Genomic DNA, 24,502 nt, shown 5'->3' on the forward strand with positions numbered 1-24,502 from the left:
TCTAAATCACGACCGAAGCATGGACACTTTCCGCAACAATCAGGGAAAAATAAATACCGCTATAACCCGTTAAAATAACCTCAGTGTTTATCCTATAAAAATCGAGTCTAATTAAGAATGGCAGTCTGTGACGGAACTTGCTGTGGGTTTGGTCAAACGTATTAAACTCACGCCTGCACAAGCAACCAGCAGTAAGATAATCCACGAGCCAACTACCACGCCAAACCAACCTTCTGCCCGCCAAAACGGATCAAGGTAATACCCGCCCACACTAGCGCCTAGATAGTAAAACACAAGATACAAGGAGGAAGCGCTTGCTTTTGCAAACTTAGCATGACGACTAACAAAGCTGCTCGCCGTGGAATGACATAAGAAAAAACCAAAACTGTTAATTAACAAACCTAAGATTATCGCCCAGAGTGACCCGCCTAGCGTGACTAGGGAGCCCAGCATTAAAATAACCGTCCCTAACACCATGATATTAGGTTGTGCCCAACGCTTAGCCAAACGTCCAGATATAGCCGATCCAAATGTGCCAGATAAATAGGTTAAGAATAACAAGCCGATAAATTTTGCGGTTAAGTGATAAGGCGCTTGTTCCAATACAAAAGTGACATAGCTGTATTGGTTAATAAAAATAAAAAAACTAAAGCCACCAATAAAGTAACAGCTAACCAGACGACGATTTTTTAAATGGTTGCACATATTAGAAACAATATGAGAAACACGCAGGGGCTTGGGATTAAAACATTTCGATTTAGGTAACAAGAAGATAAACGCCGTCATACAAATAAGGCTGATTGCACTCATTACCGCAAAGGTCTCGGATCGACCTAACCACTCGCCGACAAAGCCACCAATCAAACGCCCACCAATACCACCCAGTGTATTACCACTGATGTATAAACCCACCGCCACCATCAAGGCTTCTGGCGTATATTCGTCCCCCAAGTAAGCCACCGCAATGGCGGGCAGCCCCGCTAAGAAAAAACCTTGCATGCCCCTGAGCATCAATAAGGACTCGTAACTTTGTACCAGAGACAAACATAAAGTCGTGAGCGTAATACCGACCATGGTCATTACCATAATGCCTTTACGCCCAAAAGCGTCTGAAATGGGCCCATAAAAAAGCAATGAGACACCAAGCGTAAGCGTGGTTATAGTAAAACTGGCACTGGCTTGCAAAGGACTGATGCTAAATTCATTGGCAATCATCGGCAGCAATGGTTGCGTCACATACACATTGGCAAAAACCATAAAAGAGCCTAATACCAACGCCAGCGTTCCTCGCCAGAAAACCCCACTGCCTACCTCAATCACTGTTTACTCCAAATTATTCGTCACTACTAGCAAAAAGAACCGGCAAAAAACAATCGGTCGACGCTTACACTATTCACCACTATACGCCCCACCAATTTATCAATAAAATATATCTTTGTTATCTATAGGATCAAATATATTGATGGATATTAGACCCCTACGCTATTTTCTAGCGATCGCCAAAAGTGCTAGCTTCACTCGAGCAGCAGAGCAATTGCAAGTGGCTCAGCCGGCCGTCAGTATGGCGATAAAAAAGCTAGAAACAGACTTGGGGTTAACCTTGATTCATCGCTCTGACCGTAAAATCAGCTTAACCGATGAAGGTAAGCGTTTACTATTACATGCTGAAAAAATCACTCAAGCGGTTGATGATGCATTATTAGAAATGCGTGAACTAAAAGGATTAAACCAAGGCGAAGTGCGTGTTGGCATTCCTAGCATGCTGGGATCTTATTACTTCCCTCCTATATTGATGGCATTCCGTCATCGTTACCCAAGCATTAATTTAAAGGTTATTGAAGGCGGTACTTGGCAACTACAAAGGATGCTGGAACAAGGCGAATTAGATTTGAGTGTCATCGTTGCAGAAACCTTACCTGAAGGCTTAGAAACTCACCGTTTACTAAAAGAAGAAATGCGTGTGACTGTGGCCAAAGATCACCCCTTTAGCCAACAAGAAAGCATCACGCCTGAAGCCTTTTTTGATGAAGAGTTAGTGATGTTTAAAGAAGGATACTTTCATCGGCGCGTGGTTGATAATCTTGCTAAAACGACAGGAAAGCAGCCTAACATTGGTTTTGAAACCAACTTAATTCCTCTGATTAAGTCCATTACACAACAAGGTTTTGGCGTTTCTACTCTACTCAGCATGGTTGTTGAAAATGACGATAAATTAATCTCTAGGCCGTTTAACCCGCCTATTTGGCTTGACCTTAGCATCGCCTGGCGTAAAGGAGCTTATCTTTCCCAAGCGAACCAAGCCTTTTTAGACTTTGTCTGCGAACAAGGCCAGCCCAACAATGATCTTTAATGAGCCCCTTAAGCCATCACTTTTCTTTATTCCTCCAACAAAAACGCCTCATTTTAACCAATAAAATGAGGCGTTTTTACCCGCTAGCTTGGCTATTGAGCAGCAATCTATTCGCTGGCGTTATTAGTTAAAAAGGCGCGACTCTAGTAGCCGTGTGTGTGGCCATTTTTTTAGCCCTTTTACGCCTGCTAATATAGCTAGATCAAGTATCGGTTCTATCAGTACTACGCTTAAGTACGCCACCCCAAAGCTCGCTACGGCTGACACATTAGAAACACCAAAACCTTGACCGTAAAAAGCCCAGAACGCCACCCATATGACAATGCCACCTTGGTAAGTTAAGGATAATTTTAATGCCTGTGCATAACCAATATCCACATAAGCAGTACGTTCAGAAATCACCCGTCGTGATACCGCAGCCATCGCGAACAATGGCAACAATAAGGTCGTCACGTTCATGCCGTATTGAGGTAGGTCAAAAGGCGCAAAAACAACACCTTGTATTAACAGCCCCATAAACAGGCCTATCGACGCCGCCGCAGGACCAAAAATCAAAAATAAAGTGGAGCCAAGAATAAGATGGACTTCTGACACACCCACCGGCTGATGTGGCAATACCTGAAAAAAGAACAACACCAATGCACTGGTGATAGCACTTCTTCCTAACAAGGTCATTAGCCCCTTGTCGCGAATTGCATCAATAGACGATTTAGCCGATAAGCCCAACGCGGCGAATGCCGTTGCGTAACTCAAAACAATTTTAGCGCCAGTCACTACGCCTGGTTCAATATGCACTGTGTGCCTCCAATAAATGTTTCATACTCACCCGTATGATTTCAATTAAGCGATTTTTTGAAATACAAAAAATCTTAGAAAATAAAGGCCGGTCTCCGGACTCATAAGCAGCAACTTGGCCCTTCCCATTTTCACAGTGGACGCAAGCATGACTTCCTGACTTATTTACCGTTGCGGGGGCAGTACCAGGCTAGCTTCATCCTGAAGCGCACTGGTTTCCCGTTTAATCAGTTGCACTGACACCTTTATTCATACTGCTCAATTAAAGAGCAGATTCATCAAGCCTAAGAAGTTACTGTTAAATAAGCAACTCAAAAGTAAGCGTCCTAGGCGGCGAATGAAAAGACCGCGGGTTAACGCTACCTTCATTCTGTTTTATTACAAAAACGTTATGCAAATTAACGGAAAATGCGCTTCGCCCAAACCGTCAAACCGGCGGCAACGCTGCCAAAGTGGTCGCCATCAAGTACTGGAACATCGCCAATTCGCTGTTGGATTGCCGCTCTGATCACAGGGGATTTCGCAGAGCCCCCGGTCATGTAAATCACATCGGGCTGTACGCCGGCTTGCTTAATGGCGTCACTCATTAATGACAACATTTTCTCTAATGGGGGTTGGATTGACTCAGAGAACAGGTCTCGCGATATATCTCGGCTTAGCCCTTGCTCAATATAATCCAGAAAAACCTTATGATCCTGCTGATCAGACAAGGCAATCTTGGCTTCCTCTGCATTGCGCACCAAATGGTAGTTATGCTTTTCTTCGCGTAAATGTAAGAAACGTTCTAATAATTTAGGCTCGCTGGCATCCAAACGCAATTGCTCTATCTGCAGTTTCGTTTCGAGGCTATTAAAGGTCGCCAAAGCAGTGACATCATTGGTTGTAATGGCATTCCAATACAGCTGAGTTGGCATTGGCAGACCCGTCTTCAAATTAGAATCCATACCGAACAGTGGCATCAAATGTTTACCAGCAACACGGATATCTAAGTCATTACCACCAATCCGCTCACCGGTATGGCCTAAAAAGTCCGCACTTCTGTCTTCTTTAGAAGCAAAGTCAGGGCCCATTTTCACCATGGCACAATCTGTAGTCCCCCCGCCTATATCGACCACCAACACGGTTTGGTTTTGTGTCATTTTCGCTTCAAAATCCAAGCCTGCCGCAATCGGCTCGTATAAAAACTCGATCTCTTTAAAGCCCGCTCGCTTACCCGCTGTGGTCAGAATATCCAATGCTTGGCGGTTGCTGGCCTCGGCATCAATGCCTTGAAAATTCACCGGCCGTCCAATGACAGTGTGAGTCATTTCTTTGCCTAGGTTTTTCTCAGCTTGTTGCTTAATGTTTTGCATCATCGCCGTGACCACATCTTCAAAAAAATGAATGTGCTGCTCACGTAGTCCGCTGCCACCTAAAAATGATTTCGGCGATTTAACAAAGTAGCCGTCTTCAGGCCATTGATAATATTCAGAAAATGCAGCTCGACCAAAAAATAAGGTTTGTTCTCCAGCAGCAATGTCTTCTTCACGGCGGACACGTTGCGCGCGGGATAAAATCAGACGGCGCTGCTCGACAAAAACATCACGCTGTTGTTCATCCACTAGGTTTCTTGCCACTGACTCGGCAATCAAATCACGGTCTAATGCATACAAAGTGGACGGTAAAAAAGTATTTGTGCCTTCAAGAGGCACTAACCGTACTTTGCTATCTTCTTCTATACCGATTGCACAGTTCGATGTACCGTAATCAAATCCACAAATCATCTTTAATCTCTGCCTATCTTAACAATCAAAAAGGCCGCGGAAGATAACACATTCCCCGTAAATCTGTCAGCCTCTGCCGCACTGAGTCGTACTATTTATCACGCCGGTCACTTTTTATTAGTCAGCCAACTAAAAATCCCTATAATGACGTCGCTACATTTATAACGACAAAAAATACAACAAAGGATAGGCGTAGCGTCTTACCGCATTATTGATATTGGCTTAGCGTTTTATCAACAAGAAAAATGCTCATACAGGCCACCACAGAATTATAAATGGAGTTATTATGAATCTTTCGCTACAAGCCAAGATTACCTTACAGTCAGCGATCGTCGCGATCATCATCACCCTGAGCGTTGGCTTCCTTTCGTATTATGAATTCGAATCCTCCAACTCAGCCCGTATCCAAGCAGAAGCAGCATCTCAGGCCGATGCAATTTCTACTTATATAAACAGCTGGTCTGATGACCGCCGCAGCGCCTTAGTTGCGATGCGTAATAAAGTAGAAGCGCAGTTACAAACCAACCCAAATTTAAGCGAACAAGCGGTTCTAGACATTTTGCAGCAAGCCCAAACCAGCCTGCAGTTTGGCATGACATTTTTGGGGCTGGAAAACGGAAAAATGTATCGTCATGATCCCTCGCTAAACAGCGCCTCTTACGACCCAAGAGTACGCGGCTGGTATAAGGAGGCAAAATCTAAGCGCCAAGCGTATGTCACCGCACCGTATATTTCCGCATCCACCAAAAAGCTTTCTATGACGTTTGTTGAACCTATTATTATCAACGGGCAATTTAAAGGGGCATTAGGCGGATTAGTCTTCTTAGACTCTGTGATGAACCGTGTATTAGCGCTCAAGGTGCAAGGCGATGGTTACAGCACTTTATTTGACGCCAGCGGAAAAATCATTGCGACACAAAACGTCAAGCTAATCCTGAAACAAGCTAGCGAGTTAGCGCCTAATCTAAACCGCCAGTTCTTTAATCAAGTAAGTCATGCTCCGCAATTCACCGAGTTCACCTTAAAAGGTGAGAAGACCTTGATGTATACCAGCAAGATCGAGGGCAGCCCATGGATTTTAGGCATGATGATGAAGCAGTCGGTGTTAGAGGCACCGGTGCAAAACCTAGGGATAAAGACGCTTATTACCTCACTTATTATCATTCTGCTGGCGAGCTTAGTGGTCACTCAAGTCACTCGTTTGCTGTTAAAAGACTTGCGTCGTGTCTCTGATAGCATGGCACAAATTGGTAATGGCAATGGTGATTTAACACAACGCCTAACCACCAACGCCAAAGATGAAATTGCTGTGTTGGTTGCCAACTTCAATAATTTCGTAGAGTTACTCCATGGCACTGTTTCTCACCTTAAGAAAATAGGCCAACAACTTTCGCAGCAAGCTTCCTACGCTCACGACACCTCTAATGACAGCGCAGTGAAATTGGCTGAGCAGCAGCAAAACATTTCCATGGTGGCAACCGCGGTGCATCAAATGGCACTGGCCACTCAGGAAATAGCCAACAACGCCACGAATACGGCCAGTAATGCAGATGAAACTGTGGCAGCAAGTCGACTAGGCCAAGATCAAGTCGTTAAGAGCCAGCAAAGCATTTCAGCATTAGCCTCAGAAGTACAAGAAGTGGCTCATGTGATTAACAATGTCAGCAGCAACGCCAATGGCATCAGTGCCATTTTGACGACCATTTCAGGCATTGCAGAACAAACTAACCTACTAGCTCTTAATGCTGCTATTGAAGCCGCTCGTGCAGGTGAACATGGCCGTGGTTTTGCGGTGGTCGCAGACGAAGTCCGTGAACTTTCGCAGCGCACTTACAGCTCGATTGAAGAAATTCAAAAAATGATCGAAACTCTGCAAACCACGACGAAAAACGCCGTTTCTAAAATTCAAAAAAGTCATGAGCAAGCAGAAGGCAGTGTACTGGACGTCAATGAAGCGAAAGTGAGTCTAGATAATATTCAGCAATCTATCAGTTTAATTAATGACCGTGCCGCACAAATTGCCACCGCTACCGAAGAGCAAACCAGCGTTACCTCGGAAATCAACCAAAACACCAATGACATTCAGCAAGGTTCTGTCGAGCTTGTTGAGCTTTCTACGCTCAGCGCCAAGCGTGCAGAAGAGCTAAAAGCCTTAGCACAGGACTTAACTGACAACATCAACATGTTTAGAACCTAACAGCGAAGAGTACAAAACAAAAAATCCCCAAGCGGCTTAGCCGCTTGGGGATTTTTTTGGTGCTCAGGATAAATTAAAGCAAAGGAGAAACACCAATCAACATTTTGTGTAAGAAGAACACCATAGCAAACCAAGGCACAATAGATACCACGAAAGCAGCCAGATCCATATGCACGCCTATGTATTCTGGCTTAGCCACACCTGCGGCTCGATCACGGCGTCGCGCTACAGCAAAGCTAACAATTGACCATACTAAGAAACTTGCAAACAGCACGACGTCCGCTAAAGTGCCGTTACTTATTAAGTGTGCAAATGCCCATAATTTAACCGCAAGTAAAAAGGGGTGACCGACCATGGACTTCAATTTAGTGCCAGGAATTAACGCGGCTGCAGCAAAATAAAAAGACACCAAGACCAACAAGGAAGCAATTTGATGCGTCCACACTGGGGGATTCCACAACCAGATTGGCGCCTGACGAGTGTGCTCATAGCCCATGATAATAGAAGCAATGGCCAATAGCGTCAGTAAACCAAAACGCATTCGCCAACGTAGCGCACCATTTTTTGCCATACTACGAGCGCGCCACTCTGAAGCAAAAATATGCAAAGAATGCAGGCCAAAGAAAATGACCAGACCGATTACTAAATTCCACATAGAACCAAGTTCCTTAACCATCTAGGTAAACCAAAGCTGCCTTCCATCATCCTGAAAAAGACAGCCACGTTAAAATGAAGTGTTTTTACCAAGCCACTTCAATCGCGTAAACACCACTTTCTACTCGGTCGCTTCTTTCAAAGTGCTTTTAAAGCACCAAAGACGCCACCCACCCCATGACCAAAAGTGGCAAGTTATAGTGCAAAAAAGTCGGAATAACACTGTCTCGAATATGATCATGCTGGCCATCTGCATTGAGACCTGAAGTTGGCCCTAATGTCGAGTCAGAAGCAGGCGAACCCGCATCACCGAGCGCCGCTGCGGTGCCAACCAAAGCCACTACCGCAATTGGGCTAAAGCCTAACTGCATTGCCAATGGCGTGTAGATGGTAGCGATAATAGGAATAGTACTAAAGGATGATCCAATGCCCATGGTGACGATCAACCCCACCAACAACATACTCGCAGAGGCAATGGCTTGATTTGATCCTAACCAACTACCTAATAGGTTGACCAAGGAGTTCACCTCACCGGTTGCTCGAATAACGGCGGCAAAACCTGCGGCACTGATCATAATAAAACCGATCATAGCCATCAACTCAACCCCACCAGAAAGCACTGTCTGTGATTGTTTCCAGCTAATTTGCCCGGTCACAAAATACACGGCTAATCCACTTAGCGCGCCAAAAATCATTGATCCAGTGTACAGTTGTACGACCAATGCCATGACGATAGCGACCGCTGAAATCACAATCGCTTTCGGACTCGGTAACACAATAGAGTTGGCATCAAACTCATTATCCGATGCTGTGTATTCACGCGGTTTACGATAACTAACAAACACGGCGATTAACAAACCAATCACCATACCCGTTGCCGGTAACCACATGGCAGGGGCGATCGCACTAGGATCTACCTTTAATCCATTAACCGCCAAATTGCTGGCGAGTAATTGATGCAAGAATACGCCACCAAAACCGACTGGCAATACCATATAGGGTGTCACCAAGCCGAAGGTCAAAACACATGCAATGAGTCGACGATCCAACTTTAAGTAGGTCATAACATGCAACAAGGGCGGAACCAGAATAGGAATAAAGGCAATATGCACCGGGATTAGGTTTTGGCTCATTATCGCCATGATCAATAAAATACTACAAAGCAGGGTTCGCATAAGAGCGATATGCTGATGCGATGGAGAGTCGCTAATCTTAGTGATGATTTTATGGGCCATCCAATCGGTCAAACCAGAGCGAGAAATCGCCACGGCAAAGGCGCCCAACATCACATAACTTAGTGCAATAACAGCCCCCTCTCCCAGCCCCTGCTCAAATACTTGGGTGATTTTTAACAGGCTCATCCCACCCACTAACCCTGCCGTGATTGCACTAACGCATAATGAAATCACCACATTTAAACGTGCTACACTTAATATCAACATTAAGGCAACACCAACAACAACCGCATTCATCTCAACATCTTCCTAACAGCATACTGTGCTCACCGACAAATAAGCACTGGGCATGGTCCAAATGGCGACAAGCCCATAAAAAAGCCACATTAAGTGACAAGCGAAGGCGGCATTGTAGGGGAGCAAGATGATTTCTCAAGAAGAAATTGGCAGATAATGACATTTTGTCTTATTTACTCGCGTTATGTGCGCTCGCTAATAGACAGAAGTTAGGTGAATGACGCACCAATCAAGTTTTATTTTGCAAGGTTTTTTCTGCATAAATGAACGGCTAAAATAGTAAAAACGAGCTAGAAAGTGCCCCCATTTTTGCTCTAGAATACGCCTTTTTTAAGAATGAGCCCTTGCCATGATCAAGACACCGTATTATCTCATTGATAAAGCCAGTCTTCTGCACAACTTAGAGAAGATTGCTTACGTGCGCCAACAATCTGGCGCCAAATCGCTTTTGGCGCTGAAATGTTTCGCGACTTGGTCTGTATTTGATTTAATGCAAGAGTACATGGATGGAACAACCTCTTCTTCCTTGTACGAAGTTAAATTGGGCAAAGAGAAGTTCCAAGGCGAAACTCATGCCTACAGCGTCGCTTACACCGACGATGAAATTGCCGAGGTGCTCGACAATAGCGACAAGATTATCTTTAACTCGATTGGCCAATTAACACGCTTTAAAGACGCCAGTGAAAACCACACGCGTGGCCTACGCGTTAACCCTCAAGTCAGCACGTCTGATTTTATTATTGCCGACCCAGCTCGTCCTTTTAGTCGTCTAGGGGAATGGGACCCAGAAAAAATCGCCACCGTGATCGATCAAATTTCTGGCTTTATGTTCCATAATAACTGTGAAAACGACAGCTTCGAACGCTTTGACGAGATGCTGACTCACATTGAAACTCGCTTCGGTCATTTGATTAAACAAATGAAATGGGTCAGCCTAGGCGGCGGCATTCACTTTACCGGTGAAAACTACCCGCTGGATCGCTTCTGCCAACGCCTTAAGGACTTTGCCGATAGTTACCAAGTGCAAGTTTATCTTGAGCCTGGCGAAGCGGCGATCACCAACAGTACCACCTTAGAAGTGTCTGTATTGGATACCTTATTTAACGGTAAAAATTTAGCCGTGGTAGATAGCTCCATTGAAGCGCATATGCTGGACTTATTAATCTATCGTGAAAACGCTAAAATGGCCCCTTGTGACGGCGACCACGAATACATGGTGTGTGGCAAATCTTGCTTAGCGGGCGATATTTTTGGCGAGTTCAAATTTAATAAAGCATTACAGGTGGGTGACCGTTTGTCTTTTCAAGATGCGGCCGGTTACACCATGGTGAAAAAGAACTGGTTTAACGGTGTTAAGATGCCGTCTATTGCCATACGCCAATTGGATGGCAGCATCGAGGTTGTGAGGGAATTCGACTATAACGACTTTGTGCAGAATCTTTCTTGATCACAAGTTGAGACGGTTCACACTTTTTATTTTGGAGAGAGCGTTACTATGAAAAAAAATGTCCTAATTATCGGTGGTGGAGGCGTGGCCCGTGTTGTGGCTCATAAATGCGCCCAACACAATGACACACTGGGCAATATCGCAATTGCCTCCCGTAGCGTTGCAAAATGCGACGATATTGTAGCCAGTGTCCTAGAGAAGGGCAGCATGAAAGTTGAGGGTCGCATTCAGGCATACGCTCTTGATGCTCTTGATGTTCCCGCCACAGTGAAACTGATTAACGACACAGAATCTGAAATCGTTATTAACGTCGGTTCTGCTTTCATTAATATGTCTGTACTTGAAGCTTGTATCGAAACTGGTGTGGCTTACCTAGACACAGCCATTCATGAAGATCCTGCGAAAATCTGTGAAACACCACCATGGTATGCAAACTACGAATGGAAACGCCGCGAACTATGTAAAGACAAAGGCGTAACCGCTATTCTTGGCGTAGGTTTTGATCCAGGTGTGGTAAATGCTTACGCGGCATTGGCTTACAATGATTACTTTGACAGTGTTAGTGATATCGATATTATCGACATCAACGCAGGTAGCCATGGTAAATACTTTGCTACCAACTTTGACCCAGAGATCAACTTCCGTGAATTCACCGGTCGTGTTTACTCTTGGCAAGATAGTGCATGGCAAGAAAACAAAATGTTTGAAATCAGCCGCACAGATGACCTTCCAGTCGTCGGCAAGCAAACCGCTTACATGACAGGCCACGACGAAGTTCACTCGATTTCACAAAATCTAGACGTGCCAAATGTACGCTTCTGGATGGGCTTTGGCGAGCATTACATCAATGTCTTCACTGTTCTTAAAAGCCTAGGTCTATTGTCTGAGCAACCAGTGAAAACAGCCGAAGGCTTAGAAGTCGTTCCGCTTAAAGTGGTTAAAGCCGTGCTTCCTGACCCATCTTCTTTGGCACCAGAATACACAGGCAAAACCTGTATCGGCGATGTGGTAAAAGGCATCAAAGACGGTAAAGAGAAAGAAGTCTTTATCTACAATGTGGCAGACCACAAGGACGCTTACAACGAAGTAGGCAGCCAAGGTATCTCTTATACGGCGGGTGTACCACCTGTAGCGGCCGCTATCCTTGTGGCGAATGGCACCTGGGACGCAAAAGAAATGCGCAATGTGGAACAACTGGATCCAAAACCTTTCTTAGGTTTGCTAAATGAAATGGGCTTACCAACTCGCATTAAAGATGAAGATGGCGACCGCCCTTTCACTTTTAATCAATAAGCCAATACCAGAACACAGGTAACTTAATAGCCTCGCACTGCGGGGCTATTTTTTACCTATCGCGCTAAGCGGCTCTTATCATTGTTTTCTTGGGTAAAAATAAGCCTCGCCACCTATACTTGCTCGCGGCCGCTCGCTACTATTGTCTATTCCACAAAAAAGCCAGCGCTTCATTGTAAAGCCGACGAAAAGAAGCGTTCAACTGATTAATTAATAACGCGCAATAACGCTTTCTAGCATTCTGCAATTAAGGATAACTTCATGAAGTACAACGTTAAAATGCTAGCCATAACGGCCGCGATTTCCCTAGCATTAGTGGGCTGCGCCTCATCGCCGAACGGCGCCGCCGTACCAAGCAAAGCCGATACTGAAGCTCAGTCACAGTTATCCTCAGAGATAGAAGCCGTGAGCACGGCTATCAACAAAGCCTCGGTCACACTGGCTTCGGCAAAAGATGGGCAACTCGATTGGTTTGCCACCGATCACGTTGACAAAGCTCAGCAAGCGCTCGATAAAGCCAAACAATTCTATGCGGAATTTGCTAATGACCCAAGCGAAGCTAATGACAGCATAGGCTTTTTTAACTCTCAAACCAATATGGAAGCAGCACTCGAAAACCTAAGTGTCTTTAACGCAACAATCAGCCAAGCAGAAGCCATTCGAGAACAATCGCTTAGCATCTTAGAAGATGCCTTTGCTAACCGAAAACAACTGCAAGCCATTGGCTCAGATAAGCTTTACCCGACCACTTATAAGCAGCTGGACAGCGAACTAAAAAGCCTTGTAGATCAAGTTGCTGCTAGCAAAACGGATGCGGCCATCAAGGCGCAACCTTCGTTATTAGGCAAACAACGTGAACTAGAAATCAAAACCGCCATCAAGGTCTATTTGTCAGATGCCAAAGACAAGCTTAAAAGACTTGAGCTGGCGCTGGTAAAAAACTATGCACCACAGACATTAGCACAAGCTTCTGCGGCATTAAGAGAGGCGGAAGCTTTTATTGCAGCAGAACCAAGAGCAACGGCCAAAATCCAAGCAAAAGCAGCTGGAGTGATGTTTGCTATTAACCATGCAGAGCAAGTATCTATTGCGGTGAAAAAGCTGCGCGCTATGCCTCAAAGCGCCAATGAAAGTTATATTTTGAACATAGAAAAGCTGCTACTGGCGATCTCTAATGAACTCGGTGCCGTCGATTCCCGTGACCAAAGATTGAGTAAACAGGGGCAACTGATTGTCCAATTCATCAAAGACAGCATGAAAAACGAGCAAGCGGTTCAGACCGCTCAGCAAGCGCTCAAAGACACCATCGCTAAGCAAAATAACAGCCTCGACCTGCTCAATCAGCAAATTGACACGCTCAACAGCAAACTTGCGGATAAAACAGCGTATGTAAATTCTCTGCAGAATCAGGTTGCGAATTTAATGACACAACTTGAAATAGTAAAAAAGTCAGCTCAACTAAAAACTACCGCTGAGCAACCCACTGCCGCTGCCGCTGATGCCATTGAAACATCATCTGCACCAAGCGCTGACAGCAACGCGCTTGAAGAAACCACAAACGACACGAGTACAGCAACAGAGCGCAACGAGGATGCGACTAATACAGACAATGGCTGAGGTTAAATCCCCCTCCCCCATCTCCTTAAGTTAACCATCGCTAAGAAAACAGTCGGTCACTATGACAGACTGTTTTCTATCCTCCCTTAAAAAACCACCTTGGGCTCAGATCTTGCTATAATCTCCTGGCACAACTATCGTCATTTTTAACCATTATTCATTTTTCAGACGCACATTTATTACTTTCTCTCGTGTCTTTTTTACTTCTTTAGAGCCAACACTATGTCCGCCACTCACACCTTTTCAAACCTTATTCCTGATGCCATCCTCGATGCAGTCGAATCCACTGGACTATGGAGCGATTCACGTATCTACCCGCTCAATAGTTATGAGAATAGAGTCTATCAAGTAGGGATTGAAGAGAGTTCGCCGGTCATCGCTAAGTTTTACCGCCCAGGCCGCTGGAGTGAGGCTCAAATCCGTGAAGAGCATGAAACCTTGCTCACATTGCAAGAACAAGGCACCCCTGTCGTCGCTCCCTTGGCATTCGAAGGCAAGACACTGTTCCTACATAACGGCATCTACTTTGCGCTTTCGCCAAAACTGACAGGACAACATCCTGAAGCCGATAACCTCGACCAACTCTATCAACTTGGCGAGTTAATCGGACAGCTTCATCAAGCCATGTCAACGCCCTTTACCCATCGTGTTAGCGTGTCGCCTTTGCTGCAAATAGAGCAAGCCGCGGCGAGCATTTTAAACGCTGAATATTTGCCTCAACGCCTCAAGCCTGACTATCAAAAACAAATAGCCCGCCTCCATGAAATGTGTGTAGCACAACTGCACAATTACTGGCCCACACAACTTCGTCCTGTTCATGGGGACAGCCATCGCAGTAACTTAATGCTTCACAATGATCAATTTCATCTTCTCGACTTTGATGATTGCCAAAACGGCGTGGCCGTTCAAGACCTTTGGCTACACTTAACACAGACGGAAAATCCAAGGCAGCAACTCAGTGAAATAATCGAGGGCTATGAAAGCTACTTGCCTTTCGATATTCGCGAACTAGGCTTAATTGATGTGTTTAAAAGCGCGCGAATAGTCAACTACGCGGCTTGGTTACAACAACGCTGGCATGATCCTGCTTTTGTCAAAGCTTTCCCTTGGTTTGCCAGCGAGGAGTATTGGATCAATCACTTAAATGAACTTAAGAGTTGTGAACGTGAATGGGGAAACATGTCTCGATGAATCCATTAGAATCAAAACTCGACGCTCTATTTGGCTTTAATCAATTCCGCCAAGGCCAACAACAAACCATTCAGCAATTACTGGCAGGCCACTCCTCATTAGCCGTGTTCCCCACTGGTTCTGGTAAGTCATTATGCTATCAATTCACCGCCACCCAGCTGCCTAACCTCACCTTGGTGATTTCACCACTCATTGCCTTGATGCACGATCAATTAGATTTTTTACGCAGCAAGGGCATCGCCGCCGCCAGCTTAGATTCAAGCCAGAGCAAAGAAGACAGCCAAGCGGTCATGGAAGGCGTACAAAGCGGTCATATCAAAATTCTGATGATTTCCGTTGAGCGCTTTAAAAACGAACGCTTTCGCCGATTTATTAAACAAGTGCCCATCTCGATGTTAGTCGTTGATGAAGCGCACTGTATCTCTGAATGGGGGCATAATTTTCGCCCCGATTATTTGAAGTTGCCTCATTATCAGCAAGAGCTTCGCATTCCTCTAGTATTACTGCTGACGGCAACAGCAACACGGCGTGTACAAAAAGACATGGCGCAGAAATTTAACATCTACCCTGAGCACATAACCCAAACTGGGTTTTATCGCGCCAATTTAGACATCGAACTGATTCCAGCCTCCAGCGAAAGCAAGATGTTTGAGCTTAAAAAAGTACTTAACGAGGTAAAAGGCCCTAGCATTGTCTATGTCACGCAACAGAAAACAGCAGAAGAGATTGCCAATACACTGATGGCAGAGGGCTTTCCTGCACAGGCCTATCATGCAGGGTTAAAAGACGATGTCCGGCGCCAGATTCAAGCTAACTTCATGTCCGGTCAAACACCAATTATTATCGCTACTATTGCATTTGGTATGGGAATCGACAAAGCGGATATTCGCCTCGTGGTGCATTATGATTTACCTAAATCGATCGAGAACTACAGCCAAGAGATCGGCCGAGCTGGGCGTGATAATTTAGCCAGCCGTTGTGTGATGCTCGCCAGTCTAGATGGTCTCCACACATTAGAGAATTTTGTCTATGGTGACACCCCTCAACGCCATGAGATAGAAACTTTGCTGGACCAAATTAAACAGCAAACAGTCCACGATGAACAGTGGCATACAGATCAATGGGAAACCCAACTTTATGGCCTTTCCAACCAAACCAACATTCGCTCGTTACCCTTAAAAACATTGTTGGTACAGCTCGAAATGCTTGACGCAATAGAGCCAAAATACAGCTATTACGCCGATGTTCGATTAAAATGGGAAACGGATCGCTATGCCTTTAAAGCACTTGTACCAGCTGAACTGCAGCCCTCTTATGAGGCTATCTTAAACGGCATTCAGTACAAGAAAATTTGGGGAGCTCCCAATTTCGATGCCATTTATCAACAAGCAGGTTTATCTCGAGGAGAGGTATTACAAGCGTTAGAATACCTCGCAGATCAACATGCAATCACATTGGAAAGCAAAGGGCTTACTGAGGTTTATCAAGTGAATACTCAGTTTTTTCAGCAAGCAACGCTAGTTAACCAACTCAGTCAGTATGTTGACGAAAAAGAAAGTTCTGAAATAGAACGCATCGCCACCATGATTCGTTTTTTCCAACTTGACCGTTGTTTGAATCACAACTTAGCGAAGTACTTTGGTGATCAAAACGCGCCCGAGCAATGCGGCCACTGCTCAGTATGCAAAGGTAAGGTATTGGCCTTTGAGGCACTCGCTTCTGAGCAACAAAACTGGCAGCAAGACCTTAGCCATTATGCCCAAGAGTTTACCCTACATATGCAAAACAAAAGCCCAACTACGAAAGTCACTGAAGTGCTTATCACTCGTTTCTTAACTGGGCTAACGCAACCTATTTTCACTAAAGTAAAAGCCCGCCAGCTGTCGGGCTTTGCCAAATTTGAGCATCTAGCTTATCGGGATGTGCTAGATGCCGTAAAGGCACAGAGCCATAGCGATTTTTAGCGCATAAAACGCTCAAACACAGCACCAAATTGCTCGCGTAAAGCGGACTCATAAACTTCTTTTGCCGATTCTTGATTGGCTAAAGACACACGCTCTCGTAACTCTGAGTCCGTTAGCAACTTGCTCATCAAGTCTGCCAACTCTTGATTGTTCGAACCTTCATATACAAACTCAGCCGCATCATTGCGAATAATTTCACTGGCTCCAACCCATTTAGTTGTAATGACTGGTGCACCACATGCCATCGCTTCAGCAACCACACGCCCAAACTCTTCAATACGAGCTGGCAGTACAAAAATATCCAGTGCATTAAAATACTCTTCTACATTATTAATGATAGGAAGTGTGCGGATTCTATGTTTATAAGGAGAATTATCAAGAATAGCCTGGAACTCTGGCGTTAACTTGTCTTTGCCCACGAACACAAAATGCGTCTTTTCGGCGATCTCTTTTGGCAGCAAGTTTATCGCTTCAAAAAAACGGTCTACACCACGTTTTTTGAAGTTGCCAGAGGTGACTAAGCCGACTAAAAACTCATCTTCTTTTATCCCTAGTTCATGCCGGATTTTTACGCGAGTAGCTGAGGGTAAGCGTTTAAATTGATTTTCATCAATCGCGGGGTAAATGACGGAAATGTCTTCTTCAGGCACATTAAAGCGCTCTATTAACTCGTTTTTAGCTAAATATGAGTTCGCAACAATGTGTTTGAACTGATGATTCTGGAATATTGGTGTGTGTGTCAAATACATTTCATCGTCTTTAGGAAGGGGCTTACCATGTATCTTCTCACAAGCCAGATGCACACAATTATGAATAAAATGAACATCAGGATATTGCAGGTCTCCATGCCCTATCAAGACGTCTGCTTTCAATTTTTTAGCTAACTTCAACGTTTCATTGCTAAACTGAATTCTACGTTTAAACTTCTTCTGCCAAAAAAAGCGCTTTGATTTATGGGAAATCCCACCACTTTTTTCTATATCTACTACATTCGCATTTTCAGAAACAGTATGCACTTCACAGCCCATTGAACGAAAATACTTAATCTCTTCATGCACGCTGCGACAAGCACCTGAATACGTCTTCTCAAGGTTCTGTTTCGATATCAAAATGGTTTTCATAGTCTTAAAGAAAATCCTCTTAGCCTGTTAAACGGCAAAAGGGAAATAGTAGCAATAAAAGCACTGCAAGGTGTAGCGCTTAAATGGAATGCAGGGAAGCCATAACGCTTTTTCTTCGCGAATTTATCAAATCAACGCCCCTAAAAAAGCACCTATGGCGCGTCAACCTAGAAGCACAGCAGCTCAATTTAGAACAACACGCTACTTGTGGTGAAGCACCCACCCCTTCAGGTTAGCATCAAAGCTACCCCAAATCTGATAACCACTCTTTATTTGTAGTATTATATTATGGTAAGTTATGTTGAATGACTTGCTACTCATTAGAACGGGCTACCTAAGCCCCCTAAAGAGCAGTAATTCGACATAGAAATACTCAAATCGCCATGGTGTGCATGCCTGCACATTATGGGGTACTAACAATAAAAACGAGAGCAAAGACACAAAGCTCGAACGAATGAGTAGGAGTTTGACATGGCGAGAGATCATCAGCAGCTTGCTAAAGATGCGATTGAGTTGGTTAGACCAGCGATAGATAAATTGTTTGAGCAAACCAACCGAAAAGAACTGCATATTGTCATCATGGACCCCAGAGTAAAGCCTTGGGAGTCTACATTTGAAGACGCCATTCTTTATCAAGAATCTATCCAGAACTCACCGTGGAGCACCCCCTTTGATGTTCTCGCTAGAAACAAAGCCGCCCAGGCTTGGCGTGATAGAAGTGCTAATCTCATGCACCAAACTATCCATCCCTCTTCATTACGTGACGATGATGTTCCCTTCTATGGCTCTTTTGTCTATGGGGATATCGTCGTTGCTTGCAGTGGCGTTCAACAATGGTTTGACATGTTAGTAAGTGGCTGGATTGCTCTGGCCTTTGAACAGTTAGCCATGGCTGATTATCAGCAAGCTAACAACAGCTGAACAACTCAGCAGTAGAAAAACAGTTAGAAATCAAAAATAAATATAAGAAAGGACTAAGTCATGAAAAAGATAATTAGAAATACCATGGTTCTCGCTGGCATTTTAGCCTCTGCGACCGCCTTCTCTGCCGATTACCCAAGCAAAAATATCCGCTTAGTTGTGCCATTTGGCGCTGGCGGCGGTACTGATGCAGTTGGTCGCACCCTGGCTAACAGTGCAAAAGACATACTTGGCACCAACATTTCTATTATGAACCGAACCGGTGGTTCCGGTGCGGTCGGCATGAGCTATGGCGCTCAACAAAGAGGCGATGGTTACACCTTAACGGTCGTCACTCGTGAAATAGCCTCTCTGCCACAAATGGGGTTGATGCAACATACTGCCGATGATTTCAAACTAATTCGCATGGTCAACCTAGACCCTGCGGTTGTCTTAGTTAATAAAGACAGCAAATTCAATAACATCAATGATTTAATTAAAGAAGCGAAAGCCAATCCTGGAAAAGTAAAGTTCGCCTCAACCGCAGCGCCAAACTTCTACTTAATCGCCCTGCAAAAAGACCAAGGCATCCAGCTTAATGCAATCCCTTACAATGGTTCCTCAGAGGCCATTCCATCTGTCTTAGGTGGGCACACCGCAGTGACTATGGTGACTCCTGGTGAAGCTATTTCTCAGCTGAGATCAGGACAGTTAAAAGCCTTAGGGGTCATGTCAAAAGAGCGTATTTCTTATATTCCAAATGTACCTACCTTAATGGAGCAAGGGGTTAATGTGACCAGTGGTACTTGGCGCGGTATCGGTGCGCCAAAAAACACTCCAGACGACATCATTACCACTCTCGGTACCGCCTTTGATCAAGCCATGGCATCTGATGAATTTAAAGGCTTCATGGCGAAAGGGGCAATGACTATCCACAATATGGATGCCGCTGAGTTTACCCAGTTTGTTAAAGACGATACCAAGTCTTTAGGGGAATTGATTAAGTAATTATAAAAACATAAAGGGTCGACAACTAACCCACGTTGACCCTTTTGTAATTACTAGATTTTGTTTATTTCAAAGGATTTTTTCTATGTTTAATAGAAACATCGTTTTTCCTATATTAATCATCATTATCAGTGCAGTAATATTGGCGTTTATCCCTCAGTTCACTGTACCTATTTATTACCAGCAAGACGCTAGTGTTGGCGCTAAGTTTTTTCCAACCGTTTTGGTCATTGCACAAATCATTATCTGTATAGCCTTACTGATTCAACATCAGAAGAATAAACAGAAAATAAAAAAAACCAGTGCCATTTTTTCAAAAACGTCTCTTTTTGGATTATGCTTTTTAGTGCTTTATGCGGTGCTTATTGGTCTTCTTGGCTACCTGATTGCCAGCCTAATATCATTTACTTTGTATCTAGTCTATTTAAAAACTAAAACGCTTTCTTACTACCTTTTCGCCTATTCTTTTGTTGTCGCTATTTATTACCTATTTAGCCATGTATTTATCATTTCCCTTCCTGAAGGCATTATTTTTTAGAGGCTTCTATGATCGATCATTTATTAGTCGGCCTTGGCGCTGCATTTAGTTTAGCGATATTCCCTGTTCTTATCTTTGGTGTCTTAGGAGGGATTATTCTAGGTGCTCTACCAGGCCTGACCGCGACCATGGGGGTCGCCATATTATTGCCCTTTACCTTTGGAATGGAAGCTACCGCCGCCATGGTCATGCTAATCGGCGTCTATATTGGTGGTATTTTTGGCGGTTCTATTTCTGCTATTTTATTAAAAACACCAGGAACACCCGCGTCTGCAGCAACTGTGTTGGATGGTTACTCTCTTACCGAAAAAGGCGAAGCTGCTCGCGCATTGAGCATTGCTGCGGTGGCCTCTTTTGTCGGTGGCTTGATAAGCACACTGGTGTTAATCGCCATTGCTCCCATGTTAGCGGAATTTGCATTACGATTTAATGCACCAGAATACTTTGCTCTGGCACTGTTTGGCTTAACCATTATTGCTAGTGTGTCTTCGAAGAGCATTTTAAAAGGCTTATTGGCTGGCACCATTGGCTTATTGATTTCAACTGTCGGCTTAGACCCTATCAGTAGCGTCCCAAGATTTACCTTTGGCGTAATGGATCTCTACAATGGCATCAATGTTATCCCAGTTTTAATTGGTTTATTTGCCATTTCAGAAGCACTAAATCAATTAGAGAAATTACATTCGAAAGAAAAAGTAGCGGCGAAATTCAGTAATAAACTGATGAGTTTAAAAGACCTTAAAAACATTCTACCAACGTCAATAAAAAGCGCATTATTTGGCACCTCAATTGGCGCTGTGCCAGGTGCGGGTGCAGATATTTCAGCATTTGTTTGTTATAACGAAGCGAAACGAGTCTCCAAAAATCCCGATGAATTTGGCAAGGGTGATATCAAGGGACTCGCGGCGGCCGAAGCAGGTAATAATGGCGTAACAGGAGGATCACTCGTTCCTTTATTAACATTGGGGGTACCTGGCGATGCGGTAGCCGCCGTGTTACTAGGCGCATTGATTGTGCAAGGTTTAACTCCTGGCCCTCTTCTGTTTACTCAGAACCCAGAAATCGTCTACGGTATCTTTAGCTCTATGTTAGTGGCTAATATTGCCATGTTATTGATCGGCTTATTAGGTATTCGCTTTTTCTGTCAGATTTCTAAAGTCCCTAAGTCATTGATGATCCCCATCATTATTTTCTTATCCATTGTTGGGGCTTATGCAATCAACAACTCAATGTTTGATGTGGGCATCGCCATTACTTTTGGCGTACTTGGCTTTATATTGAATAAGTTGGAAGTTCCAACCTCTCCCATCTTGCTGGCCATTATTTTAGGGCCTATGGCAGAGAGCAACTTAAGAAAGTCATTGTTAATGTTTGAAGGCAGTTGGTCATTCTTATATGAAAGACCTATTGCCCTAGCATTCATATTACTGGCTGTGTTCTCACTTTGGTCAACCATCAGAAGGCACAGAAAACACCGCTAGTTCCACTTAGCAAACTAACTTCAACTCTTGCTTTAGGCTTCTCAGAATGCACATCTGATGAAGTCTAAAAGCCCTTATTTATCTTTCCCTTGTCGCAATCTCTAGCTCGAACCTCGCTAGAGCGCTTCCCTGTTCTCCAGTACTCCCAAGATAACGCTTGAAAAGTGGCCTTATGCTGGCAAACAAAAAACGCCTCTAAAAAGAGGCGCTTTGACCATAACGGCATTAGATATTAATGGCTAACAGTTACGCATTCAATTTCATGAAATAGTCGAATATTTCAGGAACATTGCCATTGCCCATATCCAAATCCACGCCTGCTTGAAGGTTCGCTGACGTTCCTTCCGCAATTTGAGAACGCGTGCCAAGATCTTCTACCATCTTCAAAAAATAGCCTAAATCTTTATTAGCGTTCGCAATAGAGAAGCCCAGATCACTATTGTTATCAATTGCGTAGTTTTTACAAAAATGCATAAAGGGTGAGTTTGAAGGGCCTGTCGACATGATGTCAAATAATTGCTGACGATCAACCCCAGCTCGGTCCGCTACGGCAAACGCTTGAGACATTGCCGTTACTGTGGTCATACCCATAAAATTGTTGATCAGTTTAGTCGTGTGTCCCGCACCTAACGCCCCTAAATGGAAAACATTTTCACCTTGCTGCTCAAGAATAGGTTTTACTTTCTCAAAAGTTTCCACATCTCCGGCCGCCATAATATTCAGCAAACCGTCTTTCGCATGAGCCGGTGTACGACCTAAAGGAGCATCAATCATGCCCGCACCTTTAGCGGCCAAATCGGCGCCAATTTTACGTGTTGAAGCTGGAATAGAAGTACCAAAATCAATCAGCACCGCCCCCTCTTTTATGCCCGCTAAGATACCGTCATCCGCATAAACCAAGGCTTCTACGACATTTGAAGTTGTTAAACACAACATCACGATATCACTCGTTGCAGCCAATTCTTTTGCAGAGACTGAGGCTGTCGCTCCGCGAGCGACACAAGCGGCAACCGCTTCTTTATTTAAATCCATGACATTAAGCTCAAACCCTCTGTTTTGCAGGTTTTCCACCATGTTGCCGCCCATTAAGCCTAGCCCGATAAAGCCAATAATAGGTTTCGCCATTTTTATTCTCCTAATGATTCAAATGCCACGATAGGTTTAGCATTATTTTATTTGTATGATTATATTATCATAATGTTTTTTAGCTAAGAAACAAAAGATAATGCTTTACGCCATATCTGTCGATAAAAAGCTGAGAGTCAAAGGAAAGTAGCGAATAACGAGGTGCAGCTAAGGGGTAAGATGATTAGGGCAGGTTTGAATAAAGCCCTGAAGGGCAGGGCCTAAAAACGGGTATTCTTTATTAAACACCTAATTAATAGGTCTACTCTATTTAGATTCGATGCTTGCCGCGGGCTGCAAGCTTTTAACCACAGCAGAGAACGAGCTGGCTCCTTAGTTAACAACTAACGAGACGTGAAATGACATAAAAAATGCTACCTTCGCTTGGTTTGAATTCAAACAGATGCCTCTTCTATTAAAGAAAACACGCTTAGCTGGCCACTGACTATTTGCAGTTTCTGGCGTTTCGTAAGTTGTTTAACCCGATACTCCAACACCAAAGCATTACTTCTACTGCCAACAGTTTGATGCCATACAAGCTCTAAGGGGCCTTTTCCGTTTAAATATCGTGCGCCCCCTTTTTTGATTCCTGAGTGCTCTTTGAAACGGCGCGCTACATCTGTCGTAACCCCAGTATAAAGGGTATCAAGGCGGGTTTTAATAATATAGAGGCTCCATTCACTCATGAGATAACTGTTACTCTGTTATAGAAAAATAAGATTATCTAACCTCCTATCATTAACAGCAAGGTCGATGCCGTTGCTAGCCCCATACCATAATTAAACGCTCGTTGACGTTTGTCATCTGTTAGCCAGCGACGAATCGCAACCCCAGCCCAGGCCCAAAGCGTAATGGCAGGAAAGCCCATGCAGGCAAATAAGACAATGATCCAAAATCCGGATTGCACATACAAATCGCCAGCCAAAGAAAACGAGCTAACACAACCCACAGACATCATCCAAGCCTTCGGATTGACGTACTGAAACAGTGCCGCTTGCCACCAGCGCATGGGCGAAGACGACTGTTTGGCGCTCGCTAGCTGGCCAACCGGTGCACTCGCGACTTTCCAAGCAAGCCATAATAAATACGCCCCACCGACCCATTTCAAAACAGAATATATCGGCGGATAAAGTACAAACAGCGCCCCCATACCCAGCAACACAGAGAGCAATAAAGACGCCATGCCTAACACAATACCAATCATATGGGGCAAGGTACGTCGAAAGCCAAACTGTGCGCCAGAAGCCAACAGCATCATATTATTTGGACCGGGCGTCACCGACATAATAAAAGCAAATAGCGCCAACGCCAAAAAGAAAGACAAGTCGGTAATCATGATGCTTCTCCCTTGCGCTTGGTGTGCGTCAGGTTACTCACAAACCCCATTATGCTGGCTTTGGATAGTTCAGCCTGACAAGCCTCATGGCTCAACCCCATATCTTGCATTTGAGCGGCACTCACAGTCGCCAGAGCTTTTCGTGTTTGATATCGCACAATGCAATATTGGACATGAGTTAATAACGAAATAATCAGCATAATCTAGCTCCCTTTGTTAGCCACGCTCTTATTGTACTGTCATTAGCTAG

At 44.3% G+C, this 24,502-nt stretch carries 21 protein-coding genes and 1 riboswitch; of the genes, 11 read left to right on the forward strand and 10 right to left on the reverse strand.

Annotated features, from left to right (window positions below; all coding sequences use genetic code 11):
* Nucleotides 1-111 precede the first annotated feature (111 nt).
* Nucleotides 112-1,320, reverse strand: coding sequence for an MFS transporter (locus tag DFP81_RS01845; protein WP_115896050.1), 1,209 nt, complete (start codon nt 1,318-1,320; stop codon nt 112-114).
* Between the two features lie 142 nt (nt 1,321-1,462).
* Here DFP81_RS01845 and DFP81_RS01850 point away from each other — a divergent pair, with 142 nt between their 5' ends.
* Nucleotides 1,463-2,350, forward strand: coding sequence for a LysR family transcriptional regulator (locus tag DFP81_RS01850; protein ID WP_115896051.1), 888 nt, complete (start codon nt 1,463-1,465; stop codon nt 2,348-2,350).
* Nucleotides 2,351-2,473: 123 nt separating this feature from the next.
* Here the strand turns inward: DFP81_RS01850 and DFP81_RS01855 are convergent, their stop codons facing one another.
* Nucleotides 2,474-3,145: an energy-coupling factor ABC transporter permease gene (locus DFP81_RS01855; RefSeq protein WP_115896052.1), complete on the reverse strand. Its 672-nt coding sequence runs from the start codon at nt 3,143-3,145 to the stop codon at nt 2,474-2,476.
* 69 nt (nt 3,146-3,214) lie between these two features.
* Nucleotides 3,215-3,407: riboswitch (cobalamin riboswitch) on the reverse strand.
* 136 nt (nt 3,408-3,543) lie between these two features.
* Entirely contained in the window at nt 3,544-4,908 is a 1,365-nt protein-coding gene (gene yegD / locus DFP81_RS01860; protein ID WP_115896053.1) for a molecular chaperone, read from the reverse strand.
* A 286-nt stretch (nt 4,909-5,194) separates the two neighbouring features.
* Between yegD and DFP81_RS01865 the strand changes: the two genes are divergently transcribed.
* Nucleotides 5,195-7,105 (forward strand): methyl-accepting chemotaxis protein, encoded by a 1,911-nt coding sequence (locus DFP81_RS01865; RefSeq protein WP_115896054.1) that lies wholly within the window; start codon nt 5,195-5,197, stop codon nt 7,103-7,105.
* Between the two features lie 73 nt (nt 7,106-7,178).
* Here DFP81_RS01865 and DFP81_RS01870 read toward each other — a convergent pair whose 3' ends face one another.
* Together DFP81_RS01870 and DFP81_RS01875 are read right to left on the reverse strand one after the other, a co-directional pair.
* Nucleotides 7,179-7,760 (reverse strand): NnrU family protein, encoded by a 582-nt coding sequence (locus DFP81_RS01870; RefSeq protein WP_115896055.1) that lies wholly within the window; start codon nt 7,758-7,760, stop codon nt 7,179-7,181.
* A 148-nt stretch (nt 7,761-7,908) separates the two neighbouring features.
* Nucleotides 7,909-9,231, reverse strand: a complete 1,323-nt coding sequence (locus DFP81_RS01875; RefSeq protein WP_115896056.1) for a Na+/H+ antiporter family protein — start codon at nt 9,229-9,231, stop codon at nt 7,909-7,911.
* Nucleotides 9,232-9,580: 349 nt separating this feature from the next.
* Here DFP81_RS01875 and nspC point away from each other — a divergent pair, with 349 nt between their 5' ends.
* The 5 genes from nspC (at nt 9,581) to DFP81_RS01900 (ending at nt 16,743) form a co-directional block, all read left to right on the forward strand.
* Nucleotides 9,581-10,678 carry a carboxynorspermidine decarboxylase gene (gene nspC, locus DFP81_RS01880; RefSeq protein WP_115896057.1) on the forward strand — a complete coding sequence of 366 codons (1,098 nt, stop codon included), beginning with the start codon at nt 9,581-9,583 and terminating at the stop codon, nt 10,676-10,678.
* A 48-nt stretch (nt 10,679-10,726) separates the two neighbouring features.
* Nucleotides 10,727-11,971, forward strand: a complete 1,245-nt coding sequence (locus DFP81_RS01885) for a saccharopine dehydrogenase family protein (RefSeq protein WP_115896058.1) — start codon at nt 10,727-10,729, stop codon at nt 11,969-11,971.
* Between the two features lie 261 nt (nt 11,972-12,232).
* Complete coding sequence (locus tag DFP81_RS01890) at nt 12,233-13,588, forward strand: coiled-coil domain-containing protein (protein WP_115896059.1); 1,356 nt, start codon at nt 12,233-12,235, stop codon at nt 13,586-13,588.
* A 222-nt stretch (nt 13,589-13,810) separates the two neighbouring features.
* On the forward strand, nt 13,811-14,779 hold the full coding sequence (locus DFP81_RS01895; RefSeq protein ID WP_115896060.1) for a serine/threonine protein kinase: 969 nt from the start codon (nt 13,811-13,813) through the stop codon (nt 14,777-14,779).
* A complete protein-coding gene (locus tag DFP81_RS01900) occupies nt 14,776-16,743 on the forward strand; it encodes a RecQ family ATP-dependent DNA helicase (protein WP_115896061.1) in 1,968 nt (655 codons plus the stop codon). Before DFP81_RS01895 ends, DFP81_RS01900 begins: the two co-directional genes overlap by 4 nt.
* Here DFP81_RS01900 and DFP81_RS01905 read toward each other — a convergent pair.
* Entirely contained in the window at nt 16,740-17,864 is a 1,125-nt protein-coding gene (locus DFP81_RS01905) for a glycosyltransferase family 4 protein (RefSeq protein ID WP_115896062.1), read from the reverse strand. The two genes, DFP81_RS01900 and DFP81_RS01905, sit on opposite strands and share 4 nt — an antisense overlap.
* 471 nt (nt 17,865-18,335) lie before the next feature.
* Between DFP81_RS01905 and DFP81_RS01910 the strand changes: the two genes are divergently transcribed.
* The 4 genes from DFP81_RS01910 (at nt 18,336) to DFP81_RS01925 (ending at nt 21,791) form a co-directional block, all read left to right on the forward strand.
* The gene (locus DFP81_RS01910) at nt 18,336-18,785 is read left to right on the forward strand and encodes a hypothetical protein (protein ID WP_115896063.1); all 450 of its coding nucleotides are present in this window, start codon (nt 18,336-18,338) and stop codon (nt 18,783-18,785) included.
* Between the two features lie 60 nt (nt 18,786-18,845).
* Nucleotides 18,846-19,772: a tripartite tricarboxylate transporter substrate binding protein gene (locus tag DFP81_RS01915; RefSeq protein ID WP_115896064.1), complete on the forward strand. Its 927-nt coding sequence runs from the start codon at nt 18,846-18,848 to the stop codon at nt 19,770-19,772.
* Nucleotides 19,773-19,857: 85 nt separating this feature from the next.
* Entirely contained in the window at nt 19,858-20,310 is a 453-nt protein-coding gene (locus DFP81_RS01920) for a tripartite tricarboxylate transporter TctB family protein (RefSeq protein ID WP_115896065.1), read from the forward strand.
* A gap of 8 nt (nt 20,311-20,318) precedes the next feature.
* Complete coding sequence (locus DFP81_RS01925) at nt 20,319-21,791, forward strand: tripartite tricarboxylate transporter permease (protein WP_115896066.1); 1,473 nt, start codon at nt 20,319-20,321, stop codon at nt 21,789-21,791.
* A 246-nt stretch (nt 21,792-22,037) separates the two neighbouring features.
* Here DFP81_RS01925 and DFP81_RS01930 read toward each other — a convergent pair whose 3' ends face one another.
* The 4 genes from DFP81_RS01930 to DFP81_RS01945 all read right to left on the reverse strand — a co-directional run bounded on the left by DFP81_RS01930 (nt 22,038) and on the right by DFP81_RS01945 (nt 24,452).
* On the reverse strand, nt 22,038-22,916 hold the full coding sequence (locus DFP81_RS01930) for an NAD(P)-dependent oxidoreductase (RefSeq protein WP_115896067.1): 879 nt from the start codon (nt 22,914-22,916) through the stop codon (nt 22,038-22,040).
* Between the two features lie 395 nt (nt 22,917-23,311).
* Nucleotides 23,312-23,602, reverse strand: coding sequence for a GIY-YIG nuclease family protein (locus DFP81_RS01935; protein ID WP_115896068.1), 291 nt, complete (start codon nt 23,600-23,602; stop codon nt 23,312-23,314).
* A 38-nt stretch (nt 23,603-23,640) separates the two neighbouring features.
* Nucleotides 23,641-24,252 (reverse strand): LysE family translocator, encoded by a 612-nt coding sequence (locus DFP81_RS01940; RefSeq protein WP_115896069.1) that lies wholly within the window; start codon nt 24,250-24,252, stop codon nt 23,641-23,643.
* Nucleotides 24,249-24,452, reverse strand: a complete 204-nt coding sequence (locus DFP81_RS01945; RefSeq protein WP_115896070.1) for a DUF1127 domain-containing protein — start codon at nt 24,450-24,452, stop codon at nt 24,249-24,251. The genes DFP81_RS01940 and DFP81_RS01945 overlap by 4 nt, the downstream gene beginning before the upstream one ends.
* Nucleotides 24,453-24,502 lie beyond the last annotated feature (50 nt).

Origin of the sequence: Marinomonas pollencensis (assembly GCF_003387375.1) — a bacterium.
Classification (GTDB): Bacteria; Pseudomonadota; Gammaproteobacteria; order Pseudomonadales; family Marinomonadaceae; genus Marinomonas; species Marinomonas pollencensis.

Coding starts and splice junctions, on each gene's coding strand:
- DFP81_RS01890 (WP_115896059.1), top strand. CDS start 12,233: ATGAAGTACAACGTTAAAATGCTAGCCATAACGGCCGCGATTTCCCTA.
- DFP81_RS01900 (WP_115896061.1), top strand. CDS start 14,776: ATGAATCCATTAGAATCAAAACTCGACGCTCTATTTGGCTTTAATCAA.
- DFP81_RS01850 (WP_115896051.1), top strand. CDS start 1,463: ATGGATATTAGACCCCTACGCTATTTTCTAGCGATCGCCAAAAGTGCT.
- DFP81_RS01935 (WP_115896068.1), bottom strand. CDS start 23,602: ATGAGTGAATGGAGCCTCTATATTATTAAAACCCGCCTTGATACCCTT.
- DFP81_RS01945 (WP_115896070.1), bottom strand. CDS start 24,452: ATGCTGATTATTTCGTTATTAACTCATGTCCAATATTGCATTGTGCGA.
- DFP81_RS01940 (WP_115896069.1), bottom strand. CDS start 24,252: ATGATTACCGACTTGTCTTTCTTTTTGGCGTTGGCGCTATTTGCTTTT.
- DFP81_RS01925 (WP_115896066.1), top strand. CDS start 20,319: ATGATCGATCATTTATTAGTCGGCCTTGGCGCTGCATTTAGTTTAGCG.
- DFP81_RS01915 (WP_115896064.1), top strand. CDS start 18,846: ATGAAAAAGATAATTAGAAATACCATGGTTCTCGCTGGCATTTTAGCC.
- DFP81_RS01920 (WP_115896065.1), top strand. CDS start 19,858: ATGTTTAATAGAAACATCGTTTTTCCTATATTAATCATCATTATCAGT.
- yegD (WP_115896053.1), bottom strand. CDS start 4,908: ATGATTTGTGGATTTGATTACGGTACATCGAACTGTGCAATCGGTATA.
- DFP81_RS01875 (WP_115896056.1), bottom strand. CDS start 9,231: ATGAATGCGGTTGTTGTTGGTGTTGCCTTAATGTTGATATTAAGTGTA.
- DFP81_RS01885 (WP_115896058.1), top strand. CDS start 10,727: ATGAAAAAAAATGTCCTAATTATCGGTGGTGGAGGCGTGGCCCGTGTT.
- DFP81_RS01905 (WP_115896062.1), bottom strand. CDS start 17,864: ATGAAAACCATTTTGATATCGAAACAGAACCTTGAGAAGACGTATTCA.
- DFP81_RS01865 (WP_115896054.1), top strand. CDS start 5,195: ATGAATCTTTCGCTACAAGCCAAGATTACCTTACAGTCAGCGATCGTC.
- DFP81_RS01930 (WP_115896067.1), bottom strand. CDS start 22,916: ATGGCGAAACCTATTATTGGCTTTATCGGGCTAGGCTTAATGGGCGGC.
- DFP81_RS01895 (WP_115896060.1), top strand. CDS start 13,811: ATGTCCGCCACTCACACCTTTTCAAACCTTATTCCTGATGCCATCCTC.
- nspC (WP_115896057.1), top strand. CDS start 9,581: ATGATCAAGACACCGTATTATCTCATTGATAAAGCCAGTCTTCTGCAC.
- DFP81_RS01910 (WP_115896063.1), top strand. CDS start 18,336: ATGGCGAGAGATCATCAGCAGCTTGCTAAAGATGCGATTGAGTTGGTT.
- DFP81_RS01870 (WP_115896055.1), bottom strand. CDS start 7,760: ATGTGGAATTTAGTAATCGGTCTGGTCATTTTCTTTGGCCTGCATTCT.